Source organism: Moraxella sp. Pampa (assembly GCF_035181385.1).
Classification (GTDB): Bacteria; Pseudomonadota; Gammaproteobacteria; order Pseudomonadales; family Moraxellaceae; genus Moraxella.
The window spans coordinates 198,184-211,237 of record NZ_JAXCJK010000002.1 but is presented as its reverse complement, the minus strand read 5'-3'; the positions used below and the strand labels follow the sequence as shown (position 1 = coordinate 211,237).

The 13,054-nt window shown below is 42.7% G+C and carries 11 protein-coding genes and 2 tRNA genes; 9 read left to right on the top strand and 4 right to left on the bottom strand.

The window, feature by feature from the left end; translation table 11 throughout:
• Position 1: 1 nt before the first annotated feature.
• The 3 genes from R0123_RS05355 to gltX form a co-directional block, all read right to left on the bottom strand.
• Positions 2 to 77: transfer RNA gene (locus R0123_RS05355), tRNA-Glu, on the bottom strand.
• A gap of 77 nt (positions 78 to 154) precedes the next feature.
• Positions 155 to 230: transfer RNA gene (locus R0123_RS05350), tRNA-Ala, on the bottom strand.
• 169 nt (positions 231 to 399) lie between these two features.
• Positions 400 to 1,926: a glutamate--tRNA ligase gene (gltX, locus tag R0123_RS05345; protein ID WP_416381699.1), complete on the bottom strand. Its 1,527-nt coding sequence runs from the start codon at positions 1,924 to 1,926 to the stop codon at positions 400 to 402.
• A gap of 401 nt (positions 1,927 to 2,327) precedes the next feature.
• Here gltX and rsmH point away from each other — a divergent pair, with 401 nt between their 5' ends.
• The 7 genes from rsmH to R0123_RS05310 all read left to right on the top strand — a co-directional run bounded on the left by rsmH (position 2,328) and on the right by R0123_RS05310 (position 11,427).
• Complete coding sequence (gene rsmH / locus R0123_RS05340; protein ID WP_323843347.1) at positions 2,328 to 3,299, top strand: 16S rRNA (cytosine(1402)-N(4))-methyltransferase RsmH; 972 nt, start codon at positions 2,328 to 2,330, stop codon at positions 3,297 to 3,299.
• Positions 3,300 to 3,359: 60 nt separating this feature from the next.
• The gene (locus R0123_RS05335; protein WP_323843346.1) at positions 3,360 to 3,734 is read left to right on the top strand and encodes a cell division protein FtsL; all 375 of its coding nucleotides are present in this window, start codon (positions 3,360 to 3,362) and stop codon (positions 3,732 to 3,734) included.
• Positions 3,731 to 5,758: a peptidoglycan D,D-transpeptidase FtsI family protein gene (locus R0123_RS05330; protein WP_416381695.1), complete on the top strand. Its 2,028-nt coding sequence runs from the start codon at positions 3,731 to 3,733 to the stop codon at positions 5,756 to 5,758. The genes R0123_RS05335 and R0123_RS05330 overlap by 4 nt, the downstream gene beginning before the upstream one ends.
• Before the next feature lie 34 nt (positions 5,759 to 5,792).
• A complete protein-coding gene (locus R0123_RS05325; RefSeq protein WP_323843344.1) occupies positions 5,793 to 7,319 on the top strand; it encodes a UDP-N-acetylmuramoyl-L-alanyl-D-glutamate--2,6-diaminopimelate ligase in 1,527 nt (508 codons plus the stop codon).
• Between the two features lie 76 nt (positions 7,320 to 7,395).
• Positions 7,396 to 8,871, top strand: a complete 1,476-nt coding sequence (locus R0123_RS05320) for a UDP-N-acetylmuramoyl-tripeptide--D-alanyl-D-alanine ligase (RefSeq protein WP_323843343.1) — start codon at positions 7,396 to 7,398, stop codon at positions 8,869 to 8,871.
• A 60-nt stretch (positions 8,872 to 8,931) separates the two neighbouring features.
• Positions 8,932 to 10,029, top strand: coding sequence for a phospho-N-acetylmuramoyl-pentapeptide-transferase (gene mraY, locus R0123_RS05315; RefSeq protein WP_323841113.1), 1,098 nt, complete (start codon positions 8,932 to 8,934; stop codon positions 10,027 to 10,029).
• Between the two features lie 165 nt (positions 10,030 to 10,194).
• Positions 10,195 to 11,427, top strand: a complete 1,233-nt coding sequence (locus R0123_RS05310) for a multidrug effflux MFS transporter (RefSeq protein WP_323841114.1) — start codon at positions 10,195 to 10,197, stop codon at positions 11,425 to 11,427.
• 61 nt (positions 11,428 to 11,488) lie between these two features.
• Here the strand turns inward: R0123_RS05310 and rlmH are convergent, their stop codons facing one another.
• Positions 11,489 to 11,971, bottom strand: coding sequence for a 23S rRNA (pseudouridine(1915)-N(3))-methyltransferase RlmH (gene rlmH / locus R0123_RS05305; RefSeq protein ID WP_323841115.1), 483 nt, complete (start codon positions 11,969 to 11,971; stop codon positions 11,489 to 11,491).
• Positions 11,972 to 12,106: 135 nt separating this feature from the next.
• Between rlmH and R0123_RS05300 the strand changes: the two genes are divergently transcribed.
• Positions 12,107 to 12,571, top strand: coding sequence for an RDD family protein (locus tag R0123_RS05300; RefSeq protein WP_323841116.1), 465 nt, complete (start codon positions 12,107 to 12,109; stop codon positions 12,569 to 12,571).
• A complete protein-coding gene (locus tag R0123_RS05295; RefSeq protein WP_323841117.1) occupies positions 12,572 to 12,988 on the top strand; it encodes a YraN family protein in 417 nt (138 codons plus the stop codon). It abuts the gene before it with no gap.
• The last annotated feature ends 66 nt before the right edge of the window (positions 12,989 to 13,054 follow it).

Genomic DNA, 13,054 nt, shown 5'->3' with positions numbered 1-13,054 from the left:
TTGGCACTCCATAGGGGATTCGAACCCCTGTTACCGCCGTGAAAGGGCGGTGTCCTAGGCCTCTAGACGAATGGAGCACAAAATAAAGTTTTGCAACTTTGTTATAAGAATGTAAGATGATTGCCTAGGTGCTTACATTCGTCCTTATCAAATTTGGTGGAGCTAAGCGGAGTCGAACCGCTGACCCCTTGCATGCCATGCAAGTGCTCTACCAACTGAGCTATAGCCCCTTTGTTAAGGTGGGCGTATTATATAAGGAGACTGACAAAATGTCAATAAAATATTTTAAAAACTTATAAAAATTTTATAGATTATTGATTTTATTATTTTTTTAAATTGACCATCAAATAAAAAGCCAATAATTTTTTTTGTCAATCATTGGCTTTGTTTGTTAGGTTTTTATGAATTTAAAAAATCAGGCAAAGATTTGTTTACCTCTTCTAATTTTTTGAGTTTCTTTTTTCCAAGCCCGCCTAAGACCTCACAAGCATGGCGTAGTCTTGCTAAAGTCATGTCTGCACCGATGATATACATTGAATTCATCACGGGTGTGGAGCTGGTTGAGCCTGCAATGGCAACAAAAAATGGCTGCATGAAATCTTTGAGTTTAATCTCAAAATGAGAGGCTAGGCCTTTTAAGGTCTGATAAATATTCTCTTCACTCCATACGGGTAGGCGTTCTAGTTGCCAAGTAGCCAGATATAGGATTTCCAAGATTTGTTCGTTATTCAAAGTTTTATGAGCAAAGTCATCGGCTGTTACATTTGGGAGGTTTTGAAAGTAAAACCCTGCCCAGTTTACGGCATCGGTTAAGGCATTAATGCGTGGCTGAATGGCCTTGGCGATATTGGTTAATTTGTCATCATCAAATGCCCAAGATAAGAGGCGGTTTTTTAATTCATTAGCACTCATCGCTCGCAAATATTCGCCATTTAACCAATACAACTTTTCAATATCAAATACAGGTCCACCAAGAGACACTCTTTGGATATCAAATGTTTCAATCATTTCATTTAGAGTGAAGATTTCTGCTTCTGATGGCAGACTGTACCCCATGCGACCTAAGTAATTAAGCAACACTTCTGGTAATATGCCTGCGTCTTTATAATAAGTGATGCTTGTTGGGTTTTTGCGTTTTGAGAGCTTGGATTTATCGGGGTTGCGAAGTAGTGGCATGTGGCATAATACAGGCATTTCCCAGCCAAAATATTCATACAAAAGCTTGTGCTTGGGAGCAGAATTAATCCATTCTTCACCACGAATCACATGGCTAATTTGCATCAAGTGGTCATCTACAACATTGGCAAGATGATAAGTCGGTAGACCGTCTGCCTTTAATAATACCTGCATATCCACAGTTTCCCAAGGGATTGTGATGTCGCCACGCAAAAGGTCGTGAATCACGCAATCACCCTCGGTTGGCACACGCATACGAATGACAAAGGGCTTACCACTTTTTGCCAACTCATCGCTTTCTGCTTGCGAAAGATTAGCATAGCGACCGTCATAGCGAACAGATAAGCCTTGTGCCTCTTGCTCTTTACGCATGGCATCTAATTCTTCGGTGGTGCAAAAACAGCGAAAAGCGTGTCCTTTATCTAAGAGCTCTTGGGCGTATTTTTGGTAAATTTCTTTTCGTTCACTTTGGCGGTAAGGGGCAAATGGACCGCCCACATCAGGACCTTCTGACCACGACAGCCCTGCCCATTTAAGAGCGTCTAAAATCATTTTTTCAGATTGGGCGGTACTACGAACTTGGTCGGTATCTTCAATGCGTAGAATAAATTCGCCACCTTGAGACTTGGCAAAAACCATATTGAATAAAGCGATGTAAGCTGTGCCCACATGAGGGAAGCCTGTGGGGCTTGGAGCAATACGAGTACGAACTGGCTTGGTGGTCATAATTTTCTCTGATAATCCGATGATAAGTAAAATGTAAATTCAAATCATTGTATGAGTCATTTAATCAAATACAAGAGTGCAGATTTGCCGTATATGATAGCAAAATTAGCTTTATTTTTATAGCAAAAAATACACATAGAATTTGGCAACAATTTACAACAAAAACAAATTGGATTGCACAAAATATCCTTGATAAAATAGATGATTAAGCCAGATTTGGCACATCTTTTGAAGTTTTGGCAAGCACTTTTCTGTTTTTTTGTAAAAAACTCATTAGAAATGTTACAAATGGCTTGACTATATGGCAGAGCTTGCGATAATACACACTAAAAATTTTTTGCTTTAAAATTTACCAATCGTATAAAAATTAAAATCCCACCAGTTCGCCGTTTTATCACTTCATCAAGTCATCACGAGTACCAAGCATGAGCAGTTTTGAATTTACGCACCAGACGGTTTTATTAAATGAAACGGTAGCGATGATACTTGGTGTTAAAGTATTGTCAAAGACGCAAAAAGGGGTGTTTGATGGTGTGTATGTAGATGCAACTTTTGGGCGTGGTGGTCATAGTCGTCTGTTGCTTGAGTATCTTAGCAAGGATGCACGGCTGATTGTCTTTGACAAGGACATACAAGCCATACAAGTAGCGAATGAGTTGGCAAGAACAGACAAGCGTGTTACTGTCATTCATGATAGTTTTGCCAGCTTAAACGAGCAACTGCATCAATTGAACATCGCAGAGGTTGATGGTTTGATGGCGGATTTGGGGGTATCAAGTCCGCAGCTTGATGATGGCAGTCGTGGTTTTAGCTTCATGCGAGATGGCAGGGTGGATATGCGTATGGATACCACCCGTGGAGAGCCTGTCTCAGCATGGCTGTCTTATGTAGATGTAGATACTTTGGCAGATGTGCTTTATGAGTATGGTGAAGAGCGTCATAGCCGTAAAATTGCTCGTGCGATTAAAGCGATGGAAAATTATGATTCCACTCTTGCTTTGGCAGAGGTCATCAAGCAGGCACACCCAGCTTGGCAAAAAGGCAAGCACCCAGCCACACAAAGCTTTCAGGCTATGAGGATTTTTATTAATAATGAGCTTGGCGATGTGGATGATTTTTTGAATCAAAGTTTGACAGCGTTAAAGGTGGGTGGGCGTTTGGCAGTGATCAGCTTTCATTCATTAGAGGACAGACGCATTAAGCGGTTTTTAAATAATCACAGCCGTGGCCGTTGGGAAGATGATGATAAGCTCCCCATACCACCCCAGCGTGCCAAATATTTTTGTAAGCCATGGCGAGTTGCACCATCTGATGCGGAAGTTGACGCTAACCCTCGTGCTAGAAGTGCGTGGTTGCGAGGGGCAGTACGCACAGATGTGGCATGTCGTCATTTTTGATGAATTTTGTATTTTTAGCAGTTTTTTACTCATAACCTAAGACATAAAGACATAGACACCATGATTGATAAGCACGCTCATTTAATTTCGTCTGACGCCCACGCTGATGATTCGGTCAGCATGGTGGGGCTGTACCGTTTGATTTTGATGGTGCTTTTTGTGGCGATTATGTGGACAGGGGTTGGTATTGCCAAGCAAACACAAGCACATCATGAAGCCTATCGGCAACTGCAACAACTTAAAGAAGAATTGACAGCCATGCAAGTTGAAAAACAACGCCTACTTATTGAGCAACAAACTTTTAGTGCCACACCGCAGATTGCCCGCCGTGCAGTCAGCGAATTGGGTATGTTTTTTCCTGTAGGAGACAGTCGCCGTATTATCAGCTCAAGTGCCAGTATACAGTCAGCACAAGCTAAGCAGGCAGGCGAATGATGAAAAAAACAAACCAAAAGCAAGGTGCGTCGTCCAAAGTTACTCCGCCACTTCGCAAAAAACCCACCCAAAATAAAGCCAATCCTGCCAAGCATCATCAAGAAGAGCAAAAAAGAAATTTTGGTTCATGGCTTTTGGACAAAATGGGCTTAGCAAAGCGTCGTCGCCAAGTTACGATGCTCGGTGGCATGCATGATGTTGGGCGATATCGTGCGGTTTGGGTGGTGATGGCGATGAGTTTTTTATTACTGTTTGCTCGAGCCTTTTATTTGCAGGTCATCAATTCACCATTTTTGATTGAAAAAGGCGATCAGCTCATCACTGCCAAGCGTGCTATGCCTGTCTATCGTGGCATGATTACCGATACCGCAGGTGCACCATTGGCGGCAAATGCTCCGTTATCAACGGTGGTGTTTAGTCCCTATGACTATGCGTTAAAGTATTATGATCTTGATAAAATCATCAAAACCTCACCAGACCAAAAAAAAAGGGACGAGGCCTTAAAGCAGCTCAAAGAAATGGACTTGGTGAAGCTGTCTGGCATGGCAAACTTTCCCTTGGATAAGCTACAAAAAGCCGTAGCGATTGATACTGCGGTTGATGTCACAGACGAATCGGCGGTTAATGCGGTCTTGCCAAAAGGTGCAGGTTCAAGGCGGATAATTTTATTATCAAAAGCACCACCTGAGTTGGTTGAACCGTTAATGCAACTTAAATTTGCTGGTGTGAGTGAGGAGAAATTTTTTCAAAGATACTATTTACAAGCCGAGCCGAATGCACAGATTTTGGGCTATATGGCACAGTCAAATGATGAAAAAAATGGCGGTTATGTGGGGCGTGCAGGCATTGAGGCCAAATATGAAAAAAAATTGGCAGGTGAAAAAGGGCAGGTGTTAATTCTAAAAGATGCACACCGATCCGTGATTAAAGAACTCAAAGAAATTAAGCCACAAGTTGCAGGTCAAGACATTCAGCTGACCATTGATTCTCGTTTGCAGTATGTTTTATACAAAGAACTTGAACAGGTGGGACGGATACAATCAGCTCGTTCTAGTTCAGGTATTGTGGTGGATGTTTTGACTGGTGATGTGTTAGCACTTGGGTCTTGGCCATCTTTTAACTCAAATAATCTTGCTGAACGGACGGGGGCAAACGAACGCAATCGCCCTGTATTAGACACATTTGAACCAGGCTCTATCATGAAGCCATTTACGGTGGCAGCAGCACTAGAATCTGGTAAGTATTCGGTCAATTCACTCATTGATACCGCCCCAGGCAGTATGTATGTTGGTGGCTATACCATTCGTGATAGCAGTAATTATGGCTCCATCACACTGGCCAAACTCATTCAAAAATCAAGCAATGTTGCATCTGCTAAGATTGCACTGAGCCTTGGGGCTAATGATATTGCCGATATTCAGCGTCGTTTTGGTTTTGGAAAAAAAACAGCACTTAATTTTCCAGCAGAAGCATCTGGCAGTGTCAAAAATCCAAATGGCGAAAAAGACACAACACGCCGTGCAACTTTAAGCTACGGTTATGGGCAAAGTGTTACGCTGGCTCAGGTCGCCCAAGCCTATGCCGGTCTTGCTAATTATGGTCAAATGCATCCTTTGCGTCTGGTCAAAAGTGAAGAAAGTGCTGAACCCACCAAAGTGATTGAAGCTCGCCATGCTGAAGCGATTGTTAAGATGATGGAGTTGGTTACTGAGCAGGGTGGTACGGCTCGTGCGGCGGCGATTAATGGTTATCGTGTGGCGGGCAAGACAGGTACAAGTCGCCGAGCTAAGCCTGAAGGGGGTTATTATACCGATCAGTATCGCACAACCTTTGCAGGCATTGCCCCTGCGTCAAATCCACGCTTTGTGGTGGCTATTTTGGTAGAGGATCCACGCCGTCAGCACTATGGAGGGGTGGTTGCTGCACCAGTTTTTCACAATGTCATGAAAGAGGCATTGCGTTTGTACAATGTACCATTTGACAAGCCATTGCAGGTCAATGCCAAAGATTTACCGCTGTCTTAGTTGTATTAGCTTAGTTTATTAGAAAGGATTTGCCATGAGGCCCATTACGCTGTCTGAGCTGTTTGCTCAATTAAATTTAACCATGCTTGATGATGCTGTCCAAAGTGTGGCAAATTTGCCTTTTGTGCGATTTTGTCTTGATAGTCGCAAGATTGAGCATGGCGATGTGTTTGTGCTGTTGTCAAGTGTTGGGCAACAAGATGATTTTGAGCGTGTTAATGGCTACCTAAAATCCATTGAAACCAAAGTGGCTTTTGTATTATCTCAAATTGACCCTAAACATCTAGACTGGACGAATTTTAAAAAACCAATCATTCATTTGCCAACCATTCGTCATTATTTGGGCGATTTAATTGCCGCTAGATTTCAGCTACAAAAACCCGCCAAACTGCCTGCTGTTGTTGCGGTAACTGGTACAAATGGCAAAACAACTGTCAGCCAGCTTGTCGCACAGCTTGCTGAATTATCAGGAGTGCCATCTGCTGTTATGGGTACAGCAGGCAATGGCAAGCTAAATAATCTGGTGCAGTCGTCTAATACAACAGGCGATGTACTGGCCGTGCATGAGTTTTTGTATCAGATGGCAATCGATGGGGTGGAATTGGTGGCGATTGAGGCGAGCAGTCATGGGTTGCACCAGCATCGTTTACAAGGCGTGCCTGTACAGGTGGCGGTTTATACCAATTTGTCGCATGACCACTTAGATTATCATGCTGATATGGCTGATTATGCCAAAGTAAAGGCACGCTTGTTTGATGATGAATATTTTAGTACGCTGATGTGCGGTATCATCAATGCTGATGCTAAATACTCGCTATTTACCGATGATTTTTCTTGTCATTATCAATTATTGACATACAGCCAAACCGACAATAAGGCGGATTATTTTGCCAGTGCCATGACCCCAAGCTTAAATGGTGTGAATATTACCCTTGATTCACAAGGTGAATCAATCATGCTAAACAGCCCATTGCTTGGTTTGTTTAATGTACAAAATCTCATGGCATCTGTGGCGGCTTTTTTAGCACTATATCCAAATCAGCGTAAAAACCTACCAAATTTGGTCGCCAGATTGCAAGGTGCGCGTGGTCGTATGCAGCGAGTGCCATCGCAATCAGGTTTGTTCATCGTGGATTATGCACATACACCAGACGCACTCGAGCAAGTGCTCAAAAACCTTAGAAATCATTGTATGGGTAGATTGATTGCGGTGTTTGGTTGTGGTGGTGACAGGGATAAAACCAAGCGTCCTATTATGGCAAAAATGGGCGTAACACACGCCGATGTCGCCATTTTGACTGCGGACAATCCACGCTCTGAAGACCCAAATCAGATTTTAAAAGATATGCAAATAGACTTGACTTGTCAAGAGCATTACAAGGCCATTATTGAGCCTGATCGTAAAACCGCCATCGAACAAGCGGTTAAGATGGCAAGTGGGGACGATATTGTGGTGCTTTTGGGTAAAGGGCATGAGACCTATCAAGAGATTGACGGTGTGCGTCATGACTTTGATGATGTGGCGGTACTCGGCAAGGCCATTCTTAAGTTTAATAAATAATCACTGATAAGATGATAAAACAATCTGCCTTTATATGTATTTTTAAGGCAATATAAAACTAAAAAAAGAGCAAGACATGACAACAAATGGCCTTTATATTTGGCACAAAGACAATCTGCAAGCTGCCACAAATGGCACTTGGCAGGGTGAATTTAACAAAAAAAGTGTAAAAATTACAACCGACACACGCATCATCAAGCAAGGCGATATTTTTCTTGCCATCAAAGGTGATAATTTTGATGGACATGCTTTTATTGATGTCGCCCAAGAAAAAGGGGCGGTGGCGGTGATTGTTGATACAGTAGTGGACAGCAAGTTGCCACAGCTTATTGTGGGTGATACCAAAAAGGCCTTGGGGCTTTTGGGGCAGTATCGTCGCAATGAACACCATGATTTGACGGTGGTGGCATTGACAGGTTCATCTGGCAAAACCACCACCAAAGAGATGATTGGTAGCATCTTGGGTCTGATTGCCCCTACACTGATTACTCGTGGCAATCTAAATAATGACTTGGGCGTGCCAATGATGCTCTTAGAACTCACCGATGAGCATCGCTTTGCTGTGATGGAGCTTGGTGCAAATCATGTGGGAGAAATTGCTTATACCAGCGGTCTTGTGCGTCCTGATGTGGCATGTGTACTAAATATTGGTACAGCACATCTGGGCGAGTTTGGTGGACGCACAAACATCGCCAAAGCTAAGTCTGAAATCTATTCGGGGCTGACGGCAGATGGCGTGGCAGTTGTGCCATTTGGCGATGAATTTTTTGAGTTTTTGGGTGAAAGTGCCAGCGGGTTTACTGATCAGATTCTAACCTTTGGTGAGACAAAAATACCGATTGAGCAAGCTGACTTATCAGATGAAGATGTACAAACACTTTTTGAGCAGGGCGTAACTTCGGTCCTAATGATGGGCGATTTGTTTGCTGATGATATTGATATAACGCCAACTGGCAGTACATTTACACTAAATACCAATCTTGAAATTGATGAAATTGAAAGCTTGCTTGTATCTTTGCCATTCGTCGGTGAGCATAATGTCGCCAATGCTTTGGCGGCTGCAACTTGTGCTTATGCACTTGGCGTACCGCTTGATCTGATTGTAAGGGGTCTTGAAAAGGCAACCCCACCAAAAGGTCGTTTGACACGCATTGCTTTTGGCGAGCATACGCTCATTGACGACACCTATAATGCCAATCCAACCTCCATGATAGCTGCTGCCAAAGTCTTAGAGCAAGAGGACTTGGTCAAGATTTTGGTGCTTGGAGATATTTTTGAATTGGGCGATGTGGCAGACGATGAGCATCATCGTCTGGGTCAAGATTTGGCCATGCTTGCAGTTGATGAGATTTTTGGTCTGGGTACGCACATGGCTCAAATGGTGCGTGGTGCCAACGAGATTCGTGCGATTGCTACGCATTTTAATGATAAGTCGGACCTGCTTAATGCCCTAAAATCACGCCTACAAGAGGCGAAGACTGCCGTATTATTTAAAGGTTCTCGTGGCATGAAAATGGAGACGCTCATTGAGCATTTGATGAGCCATAGATAGTTGATTTTGAAATAAAATTTAGTAAAACGGCATGAGTGAGAATGCCACAAGGGTTTGATAATGCTTTATTGGTTGTTTCAACATAGCGACATCGCTATTTCTTCTTTGACATTGCGAGCACTGCTTGCGGTCATTACCGCACTTTTGATTGTGATTGGGGCAGGCAAGCCTGTCATCAATTATCTTCGTACTTTAAAATATGGTCAAGCAGTGCGTGATGATGGCCCAAAAACGCATCTGGTTAAGCAAGGTACGCCAACAATGGGCGGTGTGCTTATTCTGGCAGCGATTGGCATTGCCACTTTGTCATGGGCGGACCTATCCAATCCTTATGTATGGATTTTGATGGTGGTGATGGTGATTTTTGGAGCGGTTGGCTGGGCAGATGACTGGCTCAAAATTAAGCATAAAAACCCACAAGGTTTGATTGCCCGAAAGAAATATTTTTGGCTATCGGTAGGGTCGTTATTTGTAGGTATTTCATTGTATTATATTGCCATGCAACAAAATGCGGTGACCGCTGCTGCCATGCAAGATTTGCTGGTGCCAATATTTAAAAGCTGGGTCATTCCCTTGTCGGTGATTCCATTTGGGCTGGGCTTTATCATTTTGACTTATTTTACAATCAATGGCTCGTCAAATGCTGTTAACTTAACCGATGGGCTTGATGGACTGGTGATTTTACCTGTGGTTCTTGTGGCAGCGGGCTTGGGGGTGTTTGCATACATCTCTGGCTCGCCAAATTATGCAGCCTATATGCATGTGCCATATATTGCTTATAATGCTGAGGTCATCATCGTTTGTGCGTCCATCATTGGTGCAGGGCTTGGGTTTTTGTGGTATAACGCTGCCCCAGCAGATGTATTCATGGGTGATGTGGGGGCGTTGTCCTTGGGCGGTATGTTGGGGACGATGGCAGTGATGACTCGTCAGGAGCTTGCTTTTGTGATTATGGGGGGGATTTTTGTTGCTGAAGCGGTGTCGGTAATTTTACAAGTTGGCTCTTATAAGCTTCGCAAAAAACGCATTTTCTTAATGGCACCTTTGCATCATCATTTTGAAGAGAAGGGGCTAAAAGAAACCAAAGTTGTGGCAAGATTTTATATCGTTTGTATCATACTTGTTGTTTTGGGTTTGATGACCTTAAAGCTGCGTTAAATCCATCGCTAATCAATGAATTAAACCCATGTTTTGCATGGGTTTAATTTTATATCATATCAAAACACATGATGTGTGGCAGTTATGCTAGAATAACGCAAATCAAAAAATACCAGCTGTTAAAGCTAAAATTAACAATGAATAAACCATAGACATAGGCAAATGATGAATAATAGTCCAAACCAAATTGTGCAAGAAAAGCCCTTCCCAACACTGTGGGTGCTTATCATGGGTGTGATGATTGCCATAGGTCCGCTGGCGATTGATATGTATTTGCCTGCTTTGCCAAGTATGGCAGAGGAATTTGGTGTGAGCACCACCAATGTGGCTCGCTCTGTGCCTGCTTATTTTATCGGACTGGTATTTGGTCAGCTGTTTTATGGTCCATTTTCCGACAGAGTTGGGCGTGTCAAGCCAATGTACATTGGTATGACGATTTTTATTACCGCATCTGTGATTTGTGCCATGACTAATGATGAATGGGTGTTGTTTGTGGCTCGTACCATACAGGCACTAGGGGCGTGCGTAACAGGTGTGGTAACGCGTGCGACCATTCGTGATACACTCAACCCCATTCAATCGGCTCGTGCGTTTAGCTTGATGGTGCTGGTTATGGGGGTTGCACCTATTTTGGCACCAACGCTTGGAGCGATGATTTTGCAGGTTTTTGATTGGCATGTGCTATTTTGGTTTTTGGCAGCTTATGGCGTGCTGATTGTTATTTTAACCAAGTTGTTTTTAAAAGAAACTTTACTGCCAGAAAATCGCAATACTCGTCCTGTGAGCGAGACTTTTATTGGCTATGTGGATTTGTTAAAAGACAGCACTTTTACCATTCCTGCGGTGGCAGCAGGTCTGCTACAAGGTTCGTTTTTTATTTATTTATCAATTGCTAGTATACTCTTTATGGAAAATTATGGGCTGTCTGAGAGAGAATTTGCAATTGCTTTTGGGACAAATGCCTTTGGTTTCATTGCACTGACTCAGGTTAATCAGTTTTTGACCAAAAAATTTCGTTTGGTGCAGTTGCTTCGTTTTGGGGCGCTGATGCAAGTCATTTCAGCAATATGCCTGTTAATGCTTGGGCTGATATTTGGTGGCGGGGCAAATTTTGTGTTGGTTTTTGTGGCGATTTTTGTCTGTATTGCAGGGCTTGGCTTTACACAGCCGAATGCAGGAGCGATTGCACTGGCTTTTCAAAAAAAGCGCGCAGGCATGGCAGCAGCAATGCAAGGTGCATTGCAGTTTTCGGTGGGGATTTTTGGTGGATTAATACTAAGCATATTTGATGTCAATCCTGTGTCAAAACTTGGCATTACGGCGACTATTTTGACAGTCGCTGGTACATTTTTGGTGTATCGTTTAGATGCCAAGCTGGATTTATCCAAAGTTGATTGAGAATTATTTTTTGGTGTGTTTGGGTGCTGTTAGCACAACACAGCCTTTATTTTGGTTCAAATCAACCGCCACGATGATAAGGGTGGTTGTTGATGATACTCATTGCTCGGTAAAGCTGTTCAACCAAAATCACACGCACAAGAGGATGTGGCAAAGTCAAATTGGACAACGACCATTTAAAATTTGCAGCTGCCAACACTTCTGTTGATACCCCATCAGCACCACCAATGACAAGAGCGATATCTGCACCATCGGTCATTGCCATGCTCAATTTGTCTGCCAAGTGCTCGGTACACAGCATTTTTCCTTTGATTTCTAGCACCCAGAGTTGTTCTTTTGGGTGGCGAGCATTCAAGATGGCCTGTCCTTCTTGCTGTTTGTATTTTTCAATGTCGGCAGGCGATGGGTTTTTGGTGCGTTTGGCAGGTGTAAGTTCTATGATCTCGGTACTTATCATTGGTTGAATGCGTTTAAAATACTCATCTATGCCAGACTGCACCCATGCAGGCATCTTATGTCCGATGCTCAAAATTCTTAGTTTCATGATAATCTCGTGTTAATTTTTTGTCTATTTTAAAGAAAAATCACAAAAAAATCTTGTTTATTGATGCAAAAAAATGGCGTAAATTTAAAAACTTTGCTATGCTAAGGGCCAAATTTTTTTTGTAAGGTATGAGTCATGAATAACGATTTTTATCATGTTGACCACCCTGCACGCAATAATATTGTGTATGAATACGCAGGTTTTTGGGTGCGTTTTGCCGCACATCTTGTGGACGGCGTGCTGTTTTTGCTTGTTGTTTTACCAATTTTGTATCTGACTTATGGTGATGCCTATTTTTCTAGTGATGAGCATTCTTTTGGTGTTGTTAATGTGCTGGTTACTTGGGTTTTACCAATTGTGATGACCATTTGGTTTTGGTTAAAAAAAGGGGCAACGCCTGGCAAAATGCTTTTTGGTCTAAAAGTGTTAGATGATAAAACGGGTAATTATCTGACTGTTGGGCAATCACTTGTTCGATATTTTGGCTATATTTTATCGTCTTTGGTGTTTGGCTTGGGCTATATTTGGGCGGCGTTTGATAAGAAAAAACAAAGCTGGCATGATAAACTTGCCAAAAGCGTTGTTGTGCGTGAACGCTAAATGCACCAGAGTGCAAAGCGTGTTGGCAATGCCTATGAGAACCGTGCTTGCCAAATGGTGCAAGATGGCGGACTGGCCATCATTATGCGTAATTACAATGTGCCAAGATTGGGCGAGATTGATATCATTGCTGAGGAATGCAAGACCAACCGACTTGGAAGGTTGGTAAAAACGCTTGTATTTATTGAGGTGCGTGTTAGGAGGCATGGTCAGTATCATCAATTTGCCAGTGCAATTGAGAGTATCACCCCTGCTAAGCAAAGCAAAATCATCGCAGCTGCGAATCATTTTTTACAAAACCATGTAGAGTTTATCAAGCATGACTGTCGTTTTGATGTCATTGCCTTTGATGAGTATGGAAAAAATGGACAAAACAGCATGAGTTACTGGCTAAAAGCGGCGTTTTTGGTGGAATGATAAAGTGGCTTGCCAGTCATTTTGGACCAAAAAACTGACAACCAAAAAGTTTGAACTAAAAACCTA